This window comes from Neoroseomonas alkaliterrae, assembly GCF_014199195.1.
Taxonomy (GTDB): Bacteria; Pseudomonadota; Alphaproteobacteria; order Acetobacterales; family Acetobacteraceae; genus Neoroseomonas; species Neoroseomonas alkaliterrae.
Window position 1 is genome coordinate 380746 of the sequence record NZ_JACIJE010000001.1, and the last position, 19007, is coordinate 399752.

Sequence of the window (19007 nt, forward strand, 5' to 3'; positions counted from 1 at the left end):
CCCGTCCGACCGCGCGCGCGGCGGCGGCTCCGGCCGGTTGTTTCCACGAGCGTCGTCGCCCGGTCCGGCGCTTCCGCCTGACCGGCCTCCGCCCCAGGCGATCCGAAGTGCCGCCCATGCCCGAAGCCCCCGCCGACATCCGCTACGTCGCGAAGAACATGCGCCTCGATCTCCGCCTGATCGCGGAGATGATCCCGCACGGGGCGAAGGTGCTCGACATCGGCTGCGGCGACGGCGCGCTGATCGAGCACCTGGCGCGCGAGAAGGGCGCGGATGCGCGCGGCATCGAGATCGACATGGCCGAGGTGACGAGGGCCGTCTCCTCCGGCCTTGCGGTCATCCACGGCGATGCCGACCACGACCTCGCCTTCTATCCCGATGGCGGCTTCGACTACGTGGTGCTCTCGCGCACGCTGCAGGCGGTGGAGAAGCCGCGCGAGGTGCTGCGCCAGATGCTGCGCATCGGCGCGCATGCCATCGTCTCCTTCCCCAATTTCGGCCACTGGCAGATGCGCTGGCGCCTGCTCGTCAGCGGCCGCATGCCGGACACCGAGACCTGGAACCGCCCCTGGTACGAGACGCCGAACATCCACCCCTGCACCATCCTCGACTTCATGGCGCTGTGCGAGATGGAGGGCTACCGCGTGGAGAAATGGCTCGCGGTGGACGAGCGCGGGCTCAAGGCGCCGTGGCGGCGCTCGGTGCGCCTCGCCAACCTGTTCGGCGAACAGGCCCTGTTCCAGCTGCGCCGCGCGGGCTGACCACCGCGCGGCGAGGCGCGCCTCAATGCAGCGGCGCGGCCGGGCGGTCGGCGACCGGCGGGGCGAGATGCGCCCGGCCCCCGCCCGTCTCCTGCGGCGCGAGCAGGCTTATCGCCTCGAGCACATGGCGCGCGGGCATCTCTTCCCCGAGCCGGCGGCATTCCGCGGCGACATAGACGAGCATCGGCAGCATCGCGCAGCGCGCCACGCGCCTGCCGCCGGCCGCGGAGCGGAGCTGCGCGCCCGAGGAACCGGGCAGCGGCAGCAGGAACATGGCGCTGGCGAGGTGGCTGGCGGCCTCGGCCTCGCCAAGCCGGCGGCACTCCGCCTCGATCTCCGCGAGGATCGCCACCATGGCGTCCCTGTCGGCGCTTTCGCCCGCCAATCTGGTCCATGAATCGTCGGTCGTCATGCGCGTCTCTCGATGCCCCTTCCCACCGGTCAGCGAACAGAGGTGTGAGGTGGGTGATACTTCCTTTAACGCTGCGCTGGCGGCAGGCGACAGGGCCATCACGGGCGATCCACGCGCATTGACGGCGTTTTAACGGGGCTCTCGCGATCGCTCGCGCGAGGGGCGAAATGATGCGCGCGCGCTGTCGCTCCGCGGCATTCGCGTCGCAGGCAGGGCGCCTGTCGACCACGTCGCCCGCGGACTTCGGCGCGGCCTGAAAGGCCACGCCGAGCGGGGCGTTCATGCCAGCAGTCGAAAGAAAAGAATGGACCCAGTCGCCGCCGGCGATGCGCGCGGCGCTGATCGGGCGGCCGCGCATCACGCCCAGTCCTCGCGCCCGGCGAGCAAGGGTGATGATCTGTCCGCCGGGTATCGAACCAATGCCGCATGGCGCGGCCGTGCGTTCCGTCGGTTCCCCGCGCCGCCGGGATTGCGCGCATCGCAACCGAGGGCGCGGCCATCGCTCTCGTTGCGCCGTGCGCGCGCACGCGGCGTGGCCGCTGGTCGGCCGGCCGGTCAGCGCGTGGGGGGCGCCGCGCCGGGCCAGGCGAGCGGCGGGAGGCGCAGCAGCGGGATCCTCGCAGCGGCGATGGCGCCATTCGCCACGCTCACCGGCACCTCGACGCGCGGCGCGCCGCCGCCCGCGGGCGCGCGCGCCGTCAGCGCGAGCACGGCCTGCAGCGTGCCCGCCTCGCGCCTCGGCACCAACCCGCCCTCGACCAGCGCGGCCAGCGCCTCCTGCGGCCGCTCGACGGCGAGCCGTCCCTCGCCCGCCGGCTGCAGCGCGGCGTCGAGGCGCAGCACGCCGTTCAGCTCCGCCGCCAGCGGCCCCCAGCGCAGCGCGAGGCCGCCGAGCTCGATCGCGCCGCCGGCATCGCGCCAGGCCGCGGCGGCGCGCGCCGGCGGCCCGGGCGGCGGCATCGGCCCGGTCATCGCCGCCTCCAGCCGGGCCTGCGCGATGCGCGGGCCGAAGGCGGCGGCGGCAGGCACCGGCGGCACCAGCACATCCTCGGCACGCGCCGAGAGCGCGAGCGCGCCATCTAGCGGCCGCGGGGCCGCCACGGCGGCGATCCGCGCCGCGGCCAGCGGCCCCTCGGGCAGCATCGCGACCAGCCCCTCGGCAAGGATCTCGCCGCTGCCGGCCGGCGCGGCGGGGTCGAGCGGCACCCGCGCCCGCAGCGCATGGGCCGTGAAGGGCACCACCGCCGCATCCAGGCGCAGCCGCTGCGCGCCCGTCGCGGAGATCGCCAGCGCGTCGAGCCGCGGCGGCGCGACGGCAAGCGCGACGCGCGCCGCCTCCCAGGTGAAGCCGCGGGGCAGGGCGGGCGCGGTGCCGGAGACCGTGACCGCCGCCAGCTCGATCCGCGCCTCGAAGGGCCAGCCGGCGCGCGCCGGCGGGCCGTGCTCGACCGTCCAGCCCATCGCGCGCTGCCGCGCCGTCCAGTCGGCCAGCCCGGCGGCGATGGCATCCGTCGTCCAGCGCCAGGCGAGCGCATGCGCGCCGGCCGCCAGCGCCAGCAGCACCAGCAGGGTCAGCGCCGCGCCGCGCAGCGGCCGGCGTCGGGAGGGGCGTCGCGTCTCGGCCTTGGCGCTCATGGCGGCGGGCGGTATAGCGCCGCGCCCGCGGCGGCGCGACGCCCGCGCGGCTTCCTGCGGAACCTGCCATGCGCCACGACGATCACGCGATCGGCGATTGCCTCGATGCGGACGGGCATCTCTACATCTTCGCCTACGGCTCGCTGATCTGGCGGCCGGGCTTCGCCCATGCGGCGGCGCATCCGGCGCTGCTGCGCGGCTTCCATCGCCGCTTCTGCCTGTGGTCGCACCGCTATCGCGGCACGCCCGAGCGCCCGGGCCTCGTGCTCGGGCTCGACCGCGGCGGCGCCTGCCGAGGCCTCGCCTACCGGGTGGCGGGGCGCGAGGCGGCGGCGGTCCTCGCCTATCTCGACGACCGCGAACTGCCGGACGGGGCGGAGCAGGTCTATCACCGGCGCATGCTGCCGCTGCGGCTGCTCGATTCCGGGCGGATGGTGCGGGCCGTGGCCTATGTCGCGAACCGCGGCTGCCGTCTTTACGTGGGGCGGCTCTCGCCCGAGCGCGCGGCGGCGGCGATCGCCGCCGGCCACGGCCAGATGGGCCCCAACCGCGAGTACCTGCTGAACACGCTGCGCCACCTGCGCGAGATGGGGGTGCGCGATGCCGGGCTCGATCGCATCGCCGGGCTGCTGCCGGCGGGGTGAGCGCCGTTCATCCACACGGGCCGTGCGCCGAAGCAAAACGGCGTGTTTTCAGATGGTTGATGGGCCCCGCTCCCGGTCGGAATGAGGAATGACAGGCCCGCTTTCCCCAGAGTTTTCCACAGCCTGGCCAGGCCCGCAGAGCCGGTCCGTCTCGGCCTCGATCGCCTCTTCGAGGGCCGCCATCAGCGCAGGGCGGGGCAGGCCCGGCGGCAGCGGCGGCAGCACCGCGACATGGATGGTCCCCGGCCGCTTGAGGAAGGCCCTGCGCCCCCAGAGGATGCCGCTGTCGGTGGCCACCGGCACCACCGGCACGCGCGCCGCCGCGGCCAGCGCCGCAACGCCCGGCTGGTAGGGCCGCCGCTGGCCGGGCGCGGTGCGGGTGCCCTCGGGGAAGATCACCACCGGCCGGCCCTCGGCGAGCCTCGCCACCGCTTCGCGCACCATGCGCCGCAGCGCCGCCCCGCCGCCCGCGCGGTCCACCCCGACATGCCCGCAGCGCCGCGCGAACCAGCCCCAGACCGGCACCGCCAGCAGTTCCTTCTTCAACACGTAGACCGGTGCGGGCAGCAGCGCGAGCCAGACCACCGTGTCGAAGGCCGACTGGTGCTTGGCGGCGATGATGGCGCCGCCCGGCGGGATGCGCTCGAGCCCCGTCACCTCGACGCGGATGCGGCAGATCACCCGCAGCATCCCGATCACGAGCCGCGACCAGGCGCGCACATAGCCGATCGCCACCCATGTCGGGGCCAGCAGCAGCGGCAGCGCCGCCACCGCCGCGGCCGCCGAGCCGCCCAGGAACAGCAGATTGAACAGCGCCGAGCGCAGAATGGTCATCCCTCCCGCGCCTCCCGCCGCGGCGGCGCCAGGGCGGAGAGCCCGGCGCGGGCCAGCAGGTAGCGCCCGTATTCGCCGGACAGAAGGCCCCAGATGCGCGGCCGCCACAGCGCGCCCGGCGCGCGCAGCGCCGCCGAGGGCACCGGATGCGGCAGCAGTTCCACCCCCGGCAGCGCCCGGCGCAGCTCCAGCATCGCCCGCGGCATGTGGTAGCCGGCGGTGACCACGCGCAGCGAGCGCGCCGGCTCGGCCCGCAGCCAGGCGGCGGTCTCGGCGGCATTGCCGCGGGTGGTCGCCGCCGCATGGCCGATGGTCACACGGCCGGCGAAGGGCGCGGGGTCGAGCCCGGCGGCCGCGGCGATCTCGGCGAGGCCCGCCTCGGGATGCGCGCCCGAGATCAGCATCCTGTCCGCGCGGCCCTCGGCGAGCAGGCGGAAGCCCATGGCCACGCGCTCGCTGCCGCCGGTCAGCACCACGATCGCCTCGCTGCGCCCGCCCGGCGGCGGCGGCGGATCGAGCGCGCGCGCGACGAAGGCGACGAAGCCCGCGAGCAGCAGCAGCAGCGGCACCAGCGGCAGCAGCAGCCACCGCAACCGGCGGCCCGGCGCCGCCGCCATCTCGCTCACGGCAGCCGCCTCCGGCTCACGGCAGCCGCCGCAGCCAGCGGCGCACCGTCGCCTGGGTGGACAGCCAGGCCACACCGGCCGCCATCAGCGGCACGAGCGCGAGGTCGAGCCAAGGCAGCCCGTGCCAGGACAGGCCCTCGGCGAGCGGCCCGGCGAGGCTGGTCAGCGCCGCCAGCGCCGGCAGCGCGAGCAGCGTGCCCCCCGCCGCGCCCATCCCGGCGAGGAAGGCCGCGCGGCGGGCGAAGCGGCCGGCGACATCGGCATCGGTCGCGCCGAGCCCGTGCAGAACCAGCACCGCATCCCGCCGCGCCGAGAGCCCCGCGCGCACCGCCACGCCGACCACCGCCGCCGCCACCCCCGCCACCAGCGCGAGCACGGCGAAGGCAAGGCCCTCCAGCGCGCGGGCCAGGGCCGCGAGGTGGCCGACCCAGACGCCATGCGCCTCGGTCACCGCGCCGGGCACCTCGGCGGCCACCGCATCGCCCAGCAGCACCGTGTCCGCCGAGAGGTCGGCCAGCCGGATCTCGATCACGCCGGGCACCGGCAGGCCCTCCGCGCCGCCGAGCCAGGGGCGCAGCAGCTCGGCCATGCGGGCGGGGTCCACCGCGGTGGCCTCGGCGACCGCGGGCTGGCGGCGCAGCACGGCGAGCGCGCGCTCCATCCGTTCGGGGCTCGGCTGGGGCACCTGCACGGTGACGGCGGCGGCCGCGCCCTCGCGCCAGCGCTGGGCCAGGCGGTCGGCGCCCGAGCGCCCGGCCAGCGCGAGCGCGGCGAGCAGCGCCATCGCCGCGACCAGGCCGATCAGCAGCCGGTCGGCCAGCGCCCGGCGCAGGCCGAGCGGGTCGCGGGCGAGCCGGCGGCGGCGCTCAGCCATCGGCCACCAGCCGCCCGCCCTCGAGCGCGATCATGCGGGCGGGATGGCGCTCGGGCAGGTCCTCGGAATGGGTCGCGACCACGACGGTGGTGCCCATCCGGTTCATCTCGGTCAGCAGGGCGAGGACGCGGCGCGCCTGCCTCGCGTCGAGCTCGGAGGTCGGCTCGTCGGCCACCAGCAGCGCCGGCCGCGTGACCACGGCGCGGGCGATGGTCAGGCGCTGCTGCTCGCCGCCCGAGAGTTCCTCGGGGCGGCGGTCCTCCTTGCCGGTGAGGCCGATCCAGTCGAGCAGCTCGGCGACATCCTCGCGCACCGTGCTCTCCGGGATGGCGGCGAGGCGCAGCGGCAGCGCCACATTGTCCCAGGCCGAGAGGTGGGAGAGCAGGCGGAACTCCTGGTGCACGGTGCCAATGCGCCGGCGCAGCGGCGGCAGATCCCGCCGCCGCGCGCGCGAGAGCGGGATGCCGAGCAGCTCGACCTCCCCCGCCGTCGGGCGCAGCGCCGCCTGCATCAGCCGCAGCACCGAGGTCTTGCCCGCGCCGGAAGGCCCGAGGATCCAGGTGAAGGAGCCTTCACCGAGCGTGAAGGAGAGGTCGCGCAGAACCTCCGGACCGGGGCGGCCGCGTGCGTCGGGATAGGCGAGGGCCACGCGGGAGAAGCGCACCATGGGGATGTTGTGCCTGCACGCGCGCCCGCCCTCAACCACCGCTTGCCGCCGGGCCGCGGGAGGAGGATAGGAAGGCCATGCGCATCGCCTGCCCCGCCTGCGCGGCCGCCTACGAGGTGCCGGACCGGCTGCTCGCCGGGGCGCCGCGCCTGCTGCGCTGCGCGCGCTGCGGGGCGAGCTTCTCCCTGCCCGCGCAGGCCGCGCCGGCCCCGGCCGAGCCGCCCGCGCAACCCGAGCCCGCCGCCCCGCCATCCCCGCCGCCGCAGCCTGACAGCACGGCCGGCGCCCCACCCGAACCGCTTCCGCCGGAGCCCGCCGCGCCTGAGCATACGGCCCCGCCCGCCGTGCCGGCCACGACCCCGGCGCCCGAGGAGCCCGCGCCGCAGCCCCTCGCCCGCCGCGTGGAGGAGGCCCCGCCGCCCGACGCCCTGGCCTGGGCCTGGGCGGCCTCGGTGGCCGTGGTGGTGCTCGGCGCCCTGGCGCTGGTGGTCTTCCGGGCGCGGGTCATGGAGGCCTGGCCGCCAAGCACGCGGCTGTTCGCGGCGCTTGGCCTGTCCTGACCGCGCCGCCCCGGCGGTCAGGGTGTCGGGATTCCTTACACTCGCCGCCCGCTCACGCTGACGCGATACCGGAATGGCTGATTTTTCAAAGGTCTGTCCGCGCGGCATGCGAGTTGCCTATTGGTCGGCAGTGCGCAATCGGGAGTTGTGGCCGCCTGGTCCCGAGGCGGTCGTCGCGGCGGCCAGGAAGCCGGGCGGCCCGGAGGATTTCCCGGCGGCGGCAGAGGGATTCGCAGGAGACGGTGATGCGGCGTCTGTTCCTCGTTCTGGCCCTGGTCGGCGGCATGGCGGCGGCGCCGCAGGCCCGCGCGGCCGTGCTCTTCCAGTCCATCCCGGACCTCACGGTGGAGCCCGTGCAGAACGCCTGGTGCTCCTCCTGCTTCGGCGATTTCCGGATCTTCGACCTTTTCACCCTGGGCGAGGATGCGGTGGTGCAGGGCATCACCTTCGCCGTGCTGTCCAATTACTACTTCCCCACCGACGTCACGGTGAGCATCCACGGGGTCGAGGACGGGCGGCCGGACGCGGCGCTGTTCTCCCAGGTCTTCGCGGCTGCCGAGCTGATCACGCAGGACACGCCCTTCGACACCACGCTGGTCAGCGTGGCGCCGGCCGGCGGTTGGGCGCTCGGGGCCGGGACCTACTTCATCAGCTTCTACAACCCGGAGAACCTCGGCGTGCCCGGCTACGCCAATCCGGGGCGGTCGCTGTATCAGGAGGGGAACCGCTTCCACGAGGACCAGTCGGCCGCCTTCCGCCTCGAGGGCGAGCGCGGCACGCCGGTGCCCGCACCCATGTCGCTCGCGCTGTTCGGCCCGGGGCTGATCGGCCTCGCCGCCGCGCGGCGCCGCGCGCGGGGCTGATCCCCGGCTCAGCCCCCGCCGCGCCGCGCCCCGCGCGCCTGCAGCCAGGCGACCACCAGCAGCAGCAGCACCGAGGCCAGCACCAGCAGCCCCGCCGCCGCCGCGGTGGTCAGGCTGATCTGGTCGTTCAGCCCGGCGAACATCTGCCGCGGCAGGGTGCGCTGCGCCGGCCCGGCGATGAACAGCGCCACCACCACCTCGTCCAGCGAGGTCGCGAAGGCGAAGACGGCGCCGGCCGCCACGCCCGGCGCGATCTGCGGCAGGCAGACGCGGAAGAAGGCCCGCAGCGGCCCCGCCCCGCAGGCCGCCGCCGCGCGCAACTGCACCGGGTCGAAGCCCTCCAGGGACGCCAGCACCGTCACCACCACGAAGGGCACGCCGAGCGCGGCATGGGCGATGATCAGCCCGGCATGCGTCGCCACCAGCCCGAGCGGCCCGAAGGCCAGCAGCAGCGCCACCGCCACCACGATGACCGGCACCACCATCGGCGCCAGCACGACGCCGAGCGCCACCGCGCGGAAGGCGCCCTTCATGCGCCACAGCCCGAAGGCGGCCGGCGTGCCGAGCAGCGTCGCCAGCGCCGCCGCCGCCAGCCCGATCACCAGCGAGTTCCACAGCGCCGGCAGCCAGAAGTCGGAGGCGAAGAAATCCGCATACCAGCGCAGCGACAGCCCCGGCAGCGGGTAGAACAGGAAGGACCCGGCCGAGAAGGACAGCGGCAGGATGGCGAGGATCGGCGCCAGCAGGAACAGCGCCACCAGCACGCCTGCCGCCCACAGCGCCGCGCGCGCCATCACGCCGCCCCCGGCCGGCGGAAGCCGGCCAGCCTGCCGTAGAGCGCCACGCACAGCCCGACCGCGACCAGCAGCAGGATCGAGAGCGCGGCGGCGAGCCCCCAGTTCACGCTGCGCGTCGCATAGAAGCCGACGAACCAGGCGAGCATCTGGTCGTTCGGCCCGCCGAGCAGCGCCGGCGTGACGTAGAAGCCGAGCGCCTGGATGAACACCAGCAGGCAGCCCGCGCCGAGCCCCGGCAGGGCGAGCGGCAGCGTCACGCGCAGGAACACCCGCCACGGCGCCGCGCCGAGCGAGGCCGCCGCGCGCGGCAGGCGCGGGTCGAGCGCGCGGAAGGCCGCGACCAGCGGCAGCACCATGAAGGGCAGCAGGATATGGACCATGCCGAGCACCACGGCGAAGCGGTTCATCATCAGCGGCAGCGGCCCGATCCCGAAGGCCCCGAGCGCGGCATTGACGACGCCCTCGCGCTGCAGCAGCACCATCCAGGCCGCGGTGCGCACCACGAGCGAGATCCAGAAGGGCAGCATCACCGCCGCCAGCAGCGCCGTCGCGACCCAGCCGCGGGCGGTCGCGATCAGCCAGGCGAGCGGCCAGCCGAGCGCGAGGCAGCAGGCCGTCACCAGCAGCGCGATCCAGAGGCTGCGCGCGAGCACGGCGCGGAAGATGCGGCTCTCCTCCGGCGCCTGCACCAGCGCCCCGGCGGCGTCGCGGCGCAGGTCGAGCGCGGCGAGCAGATGGAAGGCGGAAAGCGGCCCGCCGGCGCGCCGGATGGCGCCCCAGGTCTCGGGCTGCGCCCAGTCCTCGCTGACCGCGAGCACGGCCTCGTGCGCCGGGCCGTCGAAGGGGGCGGCAAGGCGGCGGGCGGTCATGGGCAGCAGGCCGCGCAGGCCGGGCTGGTCGGCGTTCAGCCGCGTCGCGGCGCGGGCGAGGCCGGCGGCATTGCCCGCGCGCGCCTCGCGCAGATCCGCGACGAGGGCGGCGAAGGCCTCCTCGCCCGGCAGGCCGGCGCCGTCCCATTGCGCGAGCGCGGCGACGGTGCGCGGCAGCACCGGGCGCACCTCGGCATCCGAGACGCCGCGCCAGAGGAAGGCCATGATCGGCGCGACGAAGGCGAGCAGCAGGAAGATCAGCAGCGGCGCGGTGAGCAGCGCGGCGGTGGAGCGTTTCATGCCGGTGCGGCGGTCCCGTTGGGGCCCCGGGCTTATACCGCGGCGCGCCGCAGCGCGTCAGGCCCGGCCCGCGTCCAGCCTCTCGCGCACCAGCGCCAGCGCCTTGGCGAAGGCCGCCTCGGCATCGAGCGCGGTGGTGTCGAGGATCACCGCATCCTCCGCCGGGCGCAGCGGCGCCACCGGGCGGTTCGCGTCCTGCGCGTCGCGGTCGCGGATCTCGGCCTCCACCTGCGCGGGGTCGGCGGCCACGCCGCGGCCGCGCAGTTCCAGGAAGCGGCGGCGGGCGCGTTCCTCCACGCTGGCGGTGACGAACAGCTTCACCCGCGCATCGGGGAAGACGACGGTGCCGATGTCCCGCCCGTCCAGCACCGCGCCGCGCGCGCGGCCGAAGGCGCGCTGGAAGTCAAGCAGCGCGGCGCGCACCGCCGGGATGGCGGCCACCGCGCTCGCCGCCATGTCGGCCATCGGGCCGCGCAGGTCGGTCCGTTCGAGGTCGGCCGGCGTCAGCGCGCGGGCGGCGGCCTCGGCAATGGCGGCGTCGCGCGGGTCGGCCCCGGCATCGAGCACGCGCCGCCCGACGGCGCGGTAGAGCAGCCCGGTGTCGAGGAAGGGCAGGCCCAGCGCCTCGGCGAGGCGGCGGGCCAGCGTGCCCTTGCCCGCCGCCGCGGGCCCGTCCACCGCGATGACGGTCGCGCCCTGCGTCATGGCGCGCGCGCGGCCCCGGCGGATCGTGGCATCGCCTCAGGCCGGCCCGATCGCCGCGCCGCCGGCCAGGCCGTTCATCAGCGCCGCGAAACCGGGGAAGGAGGTGTCGATGAAGGCCGCATCGTCCACCGCGACCGGGGCGCGGGCGGCAAGGCCCATCACCAGCGCGGCCATCGCGATGCGGTGGTCCATGTGCGTCTCGACCGTGCCGCCGCCGGGGATGGCCCCGCCCGTGCCGTGCACGATCAGGTCGTCGCCCTCGATCTCGGCGCGCACGCCGTTGGCCGCCAGCAGGGCGGCGGTGGCGGAGAGGCGGTCGCTCTCCTTCACCCGCAGTTCCGCGAGGCCGCGCATGCGCGTCACCCCGCGCGCCGCGGCGGCGGCCACGGCCAGCACCGGGTATTCGTCGATCATCGAGGGCGCGCGGCCGGGCGGCACCTCGACGCCGCGCAGCTCGGCATGTTCGGCGACGATGTCGCCCACCGGCTCGCCGCCGGCGATGCGCGCATTCTCGATGCTGAGCGCCGCGCCCATCTCGCGCAGCGTGGTGAAGAGGCCGGTGCGCAGCGGATTGAGCCCGACATTCTCCACCACCACGCGCGAGCCCGGGACCAGCAGCGCCGCGACGATGGGGAAGGCGGCGGAGGAGGGATCGCCCGGCACCAGCACCGGTGCGGCGGCCAGTTCCGGCTGGCCCTCCAGCGTGACGACGCGGCCCTCGGGCGTGTCCTCGACCGCGACGGTCGCGCCGAAATGGCGCAGCATGTTCTCGGTGTGGTCGCGGGTCGGCTCGCGCTCGACCACTCGGGTGGTGCCCGGCGCGCAGAGGCCGGCGAGCAGGCAGGCGCTCTTCACCTGGGCCGAGGCCACCGGCAGCACGTAGTCGATCGGCAGCGGGTCGGCCGCGCCGCGCACCGCGAGCGGCAGGCGCCCGCCCTCGCGCGTCCAGAACTGCGCGCCGGTGGCCGAGAGCGGGTCGGTCACGCGCTTCATCGGGCGGCGGCGCAGGGAGGCATCCCCGGTCATCACGGCGAACAGCGGGTGGCCCGAGAGCAGCCCCAGCAGCAGCCGCGCCGCGGTGCCGGAATTGCCCATGTCGAGCACATCGGCCGGCTCCACCAGCCCGCCCGCGCCTCGCCCGGCCACGCGCCAGGCGCCGGGGCCGGTGCGCTCGACCTCCGCGCCGAGCGCGCGCATGGCCGCGGCGGTGCGCAGCACGTCCTCGCCCTCCAGCAGGCCCGCGATCTCGGTGGTGCCGACGGCGATGGCGCCGAACATCAGGGCGCGGTGGCTGATGGACTTGTCGCCGGGCACGCCGAGCCTGCCGGCCAGCGGGGCGGACGGCGCGGCGGCCCGGAAGGGGCGGGGTTCGGAATGAGCCATGGGCGGCGTTTGACATGGCCCGGCATCGCGTGGCAATGCGCCGCACCCGTTTCGGACCGGTCCGCGCGAAGCCGCCACGCCAGGCCTGCGCGCGGGCAGGTCGCCCATTGAGGTCTGCCGGATGGCCAAGCCCGAACTCGGTCTCAAGCGTACCTGCGTCGCCTGTGGCACGCGCTTCTACGACCTCGCCCGCACGCCCGCCGTCTGCCCGAAATGCGGCACCGAGCAGCCGGCCGAGCAGCCCCGCCTGCGCCGCGCCGCGGCCACCGCCGCCCCGGACGAGAAGCTGAAGAAGCGCGCCGCCGCGGGGGATGTGGAGGCCGACGACATCGAGGTGGAGGACGTCGAGGGCGACGAGGCGATCGAGGACGCCGAGGAGCTCGAGGACGACGCCGAGGGCATCGGCGAGGACATCGAGGTCGAGGCCGACCGCGACGAGGAGAACTGATCCCCGGCGGACGAAGGCCCGGCCTTCGTCCACGGGGCACAGGCCGGCGGCCCGTTGCGCCGGCCGGTCCGGCCGCCCACCTCTCCCCCGCCATCCGGCACGAAGGGGAGATGCCATGAACCAGACCAGCCGCCGCGGCCTCATGCTCGGGGCCGCCGGGCTCGCCGCCCTTGCCGCGGCGCGCCGCCCGGCCCTCGCCCAGGCGCCCGCGGGCCCGCACACGCTCGCCCCGCTGCCCTATCCGGCGAACGCCAACGAGGCGGCGATCGACGCCCTGACGATGGAGATCCATCACGGGCGCCACCACGCGGCCTATGTGAACAACCTCAATGCCGCGCTGCGCGAGCATTCCGCGCTGGCGCAGATGCCGCTCGACGACCTGCTGATGCGGCTCTCGCAGGTGCCGGACACGGTGCGCACCGCCATCCGCAACAATGGCGGCGGGCACGCCAACCACGCCATGTTCTGGGAGATCATGGGCGGCCAGGGCGGGGAGCCCTCGGGCGAGCTCAAGGCCGCGATCGATCGCGACCTCGGCGGCATGGAGAAGTTCCGCGCGGACTTCAACGCCGCGGGCATGCGCGTCTTCGGCTCGGGCTGGGTGTTCGTCGCGGTCACGCCGGCGGGCGGGCTGTCCATCGTGACGCGGCCCAACCAGGACACGCCGCTGATGGAAGGCGGGCGCGTTCTCATGGGCAACGACGTGTGGGAGCACGCCTACTACCTGCGCTACCAGAACCGCCGGGCGGACTACCTCGCCGCATGGTGGAACGTGCTGAACTGGGAGAGGATCGCGGCGCGCTACGAGGCGGCGCGGAACGGCACGCTCCGGATTTGACGAATGGCCGGGCGGGGAGACCTCTCCGGCGCCCGCAGCCCCGTTCAAAAGGAGGTTGAGGGCGGCTCCGGGGGGAGACGTTCCATTCTCCCCCCGCCTTGCGTCCTTCGTTCCCCGGCGTCATACCGCCCCGGTTTTCCGAGACCTGGGAGCGCCCGATGCGCGTGAAGGACGTGAAGAAGGTCGTGCTCGCCTATTCCGGCGGGCTCGACACCAGCGTGATCCTGAAATGGCTGCAGACCGCCTATCGCGCGGAGGTGGTGACCTTCACCGCCGATCTCGGCCAGGGCGAGGAGCTGGGCCCCGCGCGCGAGAAGGCGCTGCTGCTCGGCATCAGGCCCGAGAACATCTTCATGGACGACCTGCGCGAGACCTTCGTGAAGGACTTCGTCTTCCCGATGTTCCGCGCGAACGCGCTCTACGAGGGGACGTATCTGCTGGGCACCTCGATCGCCCGGCCGCTGATCGCCCAGCGCCAGATCGAGATCGCCGAAGCCGTCGGCGCCGATGCCGTGGCCCATGGCGCGACCGGCAAGGGCAACGACCAGGTGCGGTTCGAGCTGTCCTATTACGCGCTCAAGCCCGACGTGAAGGTGATCGCGCCCTGGCGCGAATGGGATCTCACCTCCCGCACCAGGCTGATCGAGTTCGCCGAAGCGCACCAGATCCCGATCGCCAAGGACAAGCGCGGCGAGGCGCCCTTCAGCGTGGACGCAAACCTCCTGCACAGCAGCAGCGAGGGCAAGATCCTCGAGGAGCCCTGGGACGCGCCGGACGAGATGGTCTGGCAGCGCACCATCAGCCCGATGGACGCCAAGGACGAGGTCACCGAGATCACCATCGAGTTCGAGCGCGGCGACGCCGTCGGCATCAATGGCGAACGCATGTCGCCGGCCACGCTGCTGACGCGGCTGAACGCGCTCGGCCGCGAGAACGGCATCGGCCGGCTCGACCTGGTGGAGAACCGCTTCGTCGGCATGAAGTCCCGCGGCTGCTACGAGACGCCGGGCGGCACCATCCTCCATGTCGCGCATCGCGCGATGGAATCCATCACGCTCGACCGCGAGGCCGCGCACCTCAAGGACAGCCTGATGCCGCGCTATGCGGAGCTGATCTACAACGGCTTCTGGTTCGCGCCCGAGCGGCGGATGCTGCAGGCGCTGATCGACGAGAGCCAGAAGAGCGTCTCCGGCACGGTGCGGCTCAAGCTCTACAAGGGCAACACCATCGTCACGGGCCGCCAGTCGCCCAACAGCCTCTACTCGATGAAGCACGTGACCTTCGAGGACGACCAGGGCGCCTACGACCAGTTCGACGCCCAGGGCTTCATCAAGCTGAACGCGCTGCGGCTGCGGCTCGGCGCGATGGCGGGCCGGCGCGGCGGGGCGCTCTGACGCGCGGGCCGGGGGAGAGGCCGCGCTTCCCCGGCCCTCCCTTCCCGGGCCATCCGGCACCCTTTCCGGCGGGCGAGGGGGTCCGGACCTTCTCCACCGGCATCCGGCTTCGCGCCGGCCAGCGCCCGGGCCCGTTCCGCCCCGCGGTTCCCACCCCGCGCCCCTCTCCTCTAGGCTGCGGTCAACGCCGCCCGACGGGGAGACCCCATGCGCGCCACTGTCCTGCGTCCGATCCTCCTCGCCGCCCTGCTTGCCACCGCCACGCCGGCCCTCGCGCAATCCGTCTGCCCGGGGCGCCTGTCCGCCAACGCCTTCGCCCCGGTGCCTCGCAACGCCGCCATCGCGGTGCCCGACCGCGCCCAGACCGAGAACGAGCGCCGCCTGCGCGCCGCCGTGCTCGACGCGCTCGCCAATGCCGGCCGGCGGGTGGATGCGAACGCGCCCTACATCCTGTCCTGGCGCGGCGGCATCTCGGCCGAGGGTGACAATTTCGGCGGCTTCGGCGACACCATGCAGGGCCGCGCCTTCCGCGAGGGCGACGACCTCTCCTGGACGCACGACCTGCCGCGCATGGGCGGCCGCCGCATCCCGACGCTGCGCGTCTCCGGCATCGTGGACCTGCGGGAGCGCGCCTCGGGCCGCGTGGTCTGGACCGCCATGCTGAGCTGCGAACGCCACGGCACGGACGACGCGGCGCTGTTCGCGCATCTCGCCAATGCCGTCGCGCCGTGGATCGGCCAGTCGCTGGCCGGGCGGCCGTTCTGACCCGCGCCGCCGGACCCTTGTCCGCCAGGCAGCCACCCCTACTTCCGCGCGCAGCGGCCCTGCGCGCCGGCATGAGGGCCCGCCGCAACCTGGGACGGCAGCCGACGGCATGAGCGCGGCCACGCCCCGCGCGCGCGCCGAGGCCGCGCAGGCGCGCGCCTCGGACCCGGCCGCCTCCGCCTGGGTGGAGGCCTCGGCCGGCTCGGGCAAGACCAAGCTGCTGACCGACCGCGTGCTGCGCCTGCTGCTGGCGGGCGTGGAGCCCGGGCGCATCCTGTGCCTGACCTTCACCAAGGCGGCGGCGGCGGAGATGGCGACGCGCCTCGCCCGCGCCCTCGGCGCCTGGGCCACGGCGGATGGGCAGGCGCTCTCCGCCACGCTCGCCGCGCTGACCGGCCGCGTGCCGGGGCCCGAGGAGATCGCCGCCGCCCGCGCCCTCTTCGCCCGCGTGCTGGAGCAGCCGGGCGGGATGCGGATCTCCACCATCCACGCCTTCGCGCAATCCCTGCTGCGAGCCTTCCCGCTGGAAGCGGGCCTCGCCCCGCATTTCGCCGTGGTCGAGGAGCGGGAGGCGCGCGCGATGCTGGCGCGCGAGCGCGAGGCGGTGCTGGCCGCCGCCCCGGATGGTGCGGCACTCGCGCATCTCGCGCGGCTGGTGCCGCCCAGCCGCTTCGCCGAGGTGCTCGGCACGCTGGCGCAGGAGCGCGGCCGGCTGCTGCGCGCGGTGGAGGGGCGGCAGGGGCTGGCCGGGCTCGCCCCCGCGCTCGGCCGCGCCCTCGGCCTCGCGCCGGGCCAGACGAGCGAGGAGGCGGTGCTGCGCGCCGCCTGCGCGACCGATGACGGGCCGCTCGCCCGCGCGGGCGCGCTGCTCCGCCTGTCCGGCAACGCCAATGACCGCGCACGCGGGGAGGCGATCGCCGCCTGGCTCGCCCGCGACCTTGCCGGCCGCGCCACGCATTGGGAGGACTGGCGCGGCCTGCTGCTGACCAACGCCAACACCCCGCGCAAGCAGTTCGCGACCAGGCAGGCGGGGGCCGAGCAGGGCTGCATCCAGGAGATCCTGGCCGCCGAGGCCGCGCGCGTGGCCGAGGCCGAGGAGGCCCGCGCCGCCACGCGCCTGCTCGCCGCCACCATGGCGCTGCTGGCCATCGGCGCGCCCGTGCTGCGCCGCTACGACGATGCGAAGCGCCGCGCCGGGATGCTCGACTACGACGACCTGATCCGCGGCGCCGAGCGGCTGCTGGAGGACCCCGGCAGCGCCTGGGTGCTGTTCAAGCTCGATGGCGGGCTCGACCACGTGCTGCTGGACGAGGCGCAGGATTCCAACCCTGACCAGTGGGGCATCGTGCGCGCGCTGACCGGCGAGTTCTTCGCCGGGACCGGCGCGCGCGAGGCCGGGCGCACCATCTTCGCCGTGGGCGACGAGAAGCAGTCCATCTACCGCTTCCAGGGCGCGGACCCGGACGGCTTCGCGCGGGAGCGCAGCCACTACGCCGCCGCCGTGCCCGCCGCCGGGCAGGAGTTCCGCGCGGTCACGCTCGACGTCTCCTTCCGCTCGACCGCGCCGGTGCTCGCGCTGGTGGATGCGGTCTTCGCCGAGGGCGCGGCGCGCGAGGGCGTGGTCGCGCCGGGGGCGAGCCTGCGCCACTACGCCGACCGCGCCGGCCATGCCGGGGCGGTCGAGATCTGGCCGCTGCTCGCGGCCGAGGACGCCGCCGAGCCGCCGCCCTGGGCGCCGCCCGCGCGCCCCGAGGCCGCGACCGGCGCGCCGCAGCGCCTCGCCGCCCTGCTCGCCGCGCGCATCCGCCACATGCTCGACCACGAGACGCTGCCCGCCCGCGTCGAGAAGGGGCGCGAGGCCGAGCAGCCCGCCGGCCGGCGCGTGCGGCCGGGCGACATCCTCGTGCTGGTGCGCGCCCGCGCGCGCGGCGGCTTCATGGCCGCCCTGGTGCGCGAGCTGAAGGACCGCGACGTGCCGGTGGGCGGCGTGGACCGCATGGTGCTGGCCGAGCAGATCGCGGTGCAGGACATGCTCGCGCTCGCCGAGGTGCTGCTGCTGCCCGAGGACGACCTCGCCCTCGCCGCGCTGCTGAAGTCGCCGCTCATCGGGCTCGACGACGACGACCTGATCGCGCTCGCGCCGCCCCGGGCGGGCCCGCTCTGGGCCGCCCTCGCCGCGCATCGCGGGGCGGATTCCCGCTTCGGGCGCGTGGCGGACTGGCTCGCGGCGCGGATGGAGCTCGCCGACCGCGTGAGCCCGCATGCCCTCTTCGCGGCCGTGCTGGGCGGGCCGGGGCCGCTCGATGCGCGGGCGGGGCGGGCGAGGATGCTCGCCCGGCTCGGCCCCGACGCGGCCGATCCGCTGGACGAGTTCCTCGAGGCCGCGCTCGCGCATGAACGCGCCCATCCGCCCTCCCTGCAGGGCTTCGTGCATGCCCTGCGCCAGGGTGAGGCGGAGGTGAAGCGCGAATCCGAAGGGGCGGGGGATGCCGTGCGCATCATGACGGTGCATGGCGCGAAGGGGCTGCAGGCGCCCATCGTCATCCTGCCCGACACCACCGCCGAGCCGCCCGACCGGACCGCGCTGCGCTGGCTGGCAGAGGACATCCCCGCCTGGGCGCCGCGGCAGGAGGGCTTCGCCGCCAGCGCCTTCACCGCCCGCCGCGCGGCGGACCAGGAGGCGGACGCAAAGGAGCGCCACCGCCTGCTCTATGTCGCGCTGACCCGCGCCGAGGACCGGCTGATCGTCTGCGGCTGGAAGGGCGCGAAGGAGGTGCCGGACGGCGCCTGGTACCGCCTGGTCGAGGCCGGCTTCGGCCGCCTCCCGGGCGTGGAGGAGGCGCCCTTCGACCCCGCCGCCTTCGGCGCGCCCGCCGATGGCGTGCCGGCCGGGGGGGTGCTGCGCCGCCTCGCCTGCCCGCAGCAGGTGCCGCCCCGTGGCGAGGATCCGCCCCGCGCCCGCGCCGGCGCCGCCGCCCTGCCCGGCTGGGCGCGCCGCCCCGCCCCGCCCGAGGCGCCCGCCGGCGCCGTCGCGCCCTCCGCCCTGCCAGGGGAGGAGGAGACGCCCGCCGCCCCGCCGCGTCCCTCGGACGACCCGCGCGGGCTGCGCTTCCGCCGCGGCCGGCTGGTCCATGCGCTGCTGCAGCACCTGCCCGAGCACCCGCCCGCGCAGCGCGAGGCGATGGCCCGCCGCTTCCTCGCCCGCCCGGGGCACGGGCTGGAGGAGGCGGAACAGGCGGAGGTGCTGGCCGAGGTGATGGCGCTGCTGGCCGAGCCGCTGCTCGCCGCCGCCCTCGGCCCGGGCAGCCTCGCGGAAGCGCCGCTCGCAGGCCGGGTGGGTGGCAGGCTGATCGCGGGGCAGGTGGACCGGCTGCTGGTCGCGCCCGACCGCGTGCTGGTGCTGGACTACAAGACCAACCGCCCGCCGCCGCGCGAGCCCGGGGCGGTCGCGCCGCTCTACCTGCGGCAGATGGCGGCCTATCGCGCCCTGCTGCGCGCCGCCTTCCCCGGCCGCCCGGTCGCATGCGCGCTGGTCTGGACCCATGGGGCGCGGGTGATGGCGCTGCCCGACGCGCTGCTCGACGCCCACGCGCCGTAGCGGCGCGGCGGGCGGGGTGCGAGACTGGCGCGAC

19 protein-coding genes are annotated in these 19007 nt (G+C 75.6%); 9 read left to right on the top strand and 10 right to left on the bottom strand.

Features of this window, described 5'->3' with window-relative positions; genetic code table 11:
* Positions 1-158 precede the first annotated feature (158 nt).
* Positions 159-761 carry a methionine biosynthesis protein MetW gene (gene metW / locus FHS88_RS01805; RefSeq protein WP_184481305.1) on the top strand — a complete coding sequence of 201 codons (603 nt, stop codon included), beginning with the start codon at positions 159-161 and terminating at the stop codon, positions 759-761.
* 22 nt (positions 762-783) lie between these two features.
* On the opposite strand, the gene FHS88_RS01810 is transcribed toward metW, so the two are convergent.
* Both FHS88_RS01810 and FHS88_RS01815 read right to left on the bottom strand, forming a co-directional pair.
* Positions 784-1173, bottom strand: coding sequence for a hypothetical protein (locus FHS88_RS01810; RefSeq protein ID WP_184480692.1), 390 nt, complete (start codon positions 1171-1173; stop codon positions 784-786).
* A gap of 555 nt (positions 1174-1728) precedes the next feature.
* The gene (locus FHS88_RS01815; protein ID WP_184480694.1) at positions 1729-2808 is read right to left on the bottom strand and encodes a DUF2125 domain-containing protein; all 1080 of its coding nucleotides are present in this window, start codon (positions 2806-2808) and stop codon (positions 1729-1731) included.
* A gap of 68 nt (positions 2809-2876) precedes the next feature.
* On the opposite strand from FHS88_RS01815, the gene FHS88_RS01820 reads away from it, so the two are divergent.
* Positions 2877-3452, top strand: a complete 576-nt coding sequence (locus tag FHS88_RS01820; RefSeq protein ID WP_184480696.1) for a gamma-glutamylcyclotransferase — start codon at positions 2877-2879, stop codon at positions 3450-3452.
* A 48-nt stretch (positions 3453-3500) separates the two neighbouring features.
* Here the strand turns inward: FHS88_RS01820 and FHS88_RS01825 are convergent, their stop codons facing one another.
* From FHS88_RS01825 to FHS88_RS01840, 4 genes are read right to left on the bottom strand one after another with little or no spacing between them, the layout of a single operon-like run.
* The gene (locus FHS88_RS01825) at positions 3501-4286 is read right to left on the bottom strand and encodes a lysophospholipid acyltransferase family protein (RefSeq protein ID WP_184480698.1); all 786 of its coding nucleotides are present in this window, start codon (positions 4284-4286) and stop codon (positions 3501-3503) included.
* Positions 4283-4903, bottom strand: a complete 621-nt coding sequence (locus FHS88_RS01830) for a YdcF family protein (protein ID WP_184481307.1) — start codon at positions 4901-4903, stop codon at positions 4283-4285. The genes FHS88_RS01825 and FHS88_RS01830 overlap by 4 nt, the downstream gene beginning before the upstream one ends.
* Positions 4904-4928: 25 nt before the next feature.
* Positions 4929-5786 (bottom strand): cell division protein FtsX, encoded by an 858-nt coding sequence (locus tag FHS88_RS01835; protein ID WP_184480700.1) that lies wholly within the window; start codon positions 5784-5786, stop codon positions 4929-4931.
* Positions 5779-6453 carry a cell division ATP-binding protein FtsE gene (locus tag FHS88_RS01840; protein WP_184480702.1) on the bottom strand — a complete coding sequence of 225 codons (675 nt, stop codon included), beginning with the start codon at positions 6451-6453 and terminating at the stop codon, positions 5779-5781. The genes FHS88_RS01835 and FHS88_RS01840 overlap by 8 nt, the downstream gene beginning before the upstream one ends.
* Positions 6454-6530: 77 nt before the next feature.
* On the opposite strand from FHS88_RS01840, the gene FHS88_RS21025 reads away from it, so the two are divergent.
* Both FHS88_RS21025 and FHS88_RS01850 read left to right on the top strand, forming a co-directional pair.
* Positions 6531-7013: a zinc-ribbon domain-containing protein gene (locus tag FHS88_RS21025; protein ID WP_184480704.1), complete on the top strand. Its 483-nt coding sequence runs from the start codon at positions 6531-6533 to the stop codon at positions 7011-7013.
* Between the two features lie 245 nt (positions 7014-7258).
* On the top strand, positions 7259-7876 hold the full coding sequence (locus FHS88_RS01850; protein WP_184480706.1) for a hypothetical protein: 618 nt from the start codon (positions 7259-7261) through the stop codon (positions 7874-7876).
* 8 nt (positions 7877-7884) lie between these two features.
* Here FHS88_RS01850 and FHS88_RS01855 read toward each other — a convergent pair whose 3' ends face one another.
* From FHS88_RS01855 to aroA, 4 genes are read right to left on the bottom strand one after another with little or no spacing between them, the layout of a single operon-like run.
* Positions 7885-8670 carry an ABC transporter permease gene (locus FHS88_RS01855; RefSeq protein ID WP_184480708.1) on the bottom strand — a complete coding sequence of 262 codons (786 nt, stop codon included), beginning with the start codon at positions 8668-8670 and terminating at the stop codon, positions 7885-7887.
* Complete coding sequence (locus tag FHS88_RS01860; RefSeq protein WP_184480710.1) at positions 8670-9842, bottom strand: ABC transporter permease; 1173 nt, start codon at positions 9840-9842, stop codon at positions 8670-8672. Before FHS88_RS01860 ends, FHS88_RS01855 begins: the two co-directional genes overlap by 1 nt.
* 57 nt (positions 9843-9899) lie before the next feature.
* Positions 9900-10547 (bottom strand): (d)CMP kinase, encoded by a 648-nt coding sequence (gene cmk, locus FHS88_RS01865; protein ID WP_184480712.1) that lies wholly within the window; start codon positions 10545-10547, stop codon positions 9900-9902.
* Positions 10548-10583: 36 nt separating this feature from the next.
* Positions 10584-11930: a 3-phosphoshikimate 1-carboxyvinyltransferase gene (gene aroA, locus FHS88_RS01870; RefSeq protein ID WP_184480714.1), complete on the bottom strand. Its 1347-nt coding sequence runs from the start codon at positions 11928-11930 to the stop codon at positions 10584-10586.
* Between the two features lie 121 nt (positions 11931-12051).
* Here aroA and FHS88_RS01875 point away from each other — a divergent pair, with 121 nt between their 5' ends.
* The 5 genes from FHS88_RS01875 to addA all read left to right on the top strand — a co-directional run bounded on the left by FHS88_RS01875 (position 12052) and on the right by addA (position 18973).
* Positions 12052-12378 (top strand): TIGR02300 family protein, encoded by a 327-nt coding sequence (locus tag FHS88_RS01875; protein WP_184480716.1) that lies wholly within the window; start codon positions 12052-12054, stop codon positions 12376-12378.
* Between the two features lie 115 nt (positions 12379-12493).
* Positions 12494-13216 carry a superoxide dismutase gene (locus FHS88_RS01880; protein ID WP_184480718.1) on the top strand — a complete coding sequence of 241 codons (723 nt, stop codon included), beginning with the start codon at positions 12494-12496 and terminating at the stop codon, positions 13214-13216.
* 158 nt (positions 13217-13374) lie between these two features.
* Positions 13375-14610: an argininosuccinate synthase gene (locus FHS88_RS01885; protein ID WP_184480720.1), complete on the top strand. Its 1236-nt coding sequence runs from the start codon at positions 13375-13377 to the stop codon at positions 14608-14610.
* A gap of 207 nt (positions 14611-14817) precedes the next feature.
* Entirely contained in the window at positions 14818-15375 is a 558-nt protein-coding gene (locus FHS88_RS01890) for a hypothetical protein (protein WP_184480722.1), read from the top strand.
* A 109-nt stretch (positions 15376-15484) separates the two neighbouring features.
* Positions 15485-18973 (top strand): double-strand break repair helicase AddA, encoded by a 3489-nt coding sequence (addA, locus tag FHS88_RS01895; protein WP_184480724.1) that lies wholly within the window; start codon positions 15485-15487, stop codon positions 18971-18973.
* The last annotated feature ends 34 nt before the right edge of the window (positions 18974-19007 follow it).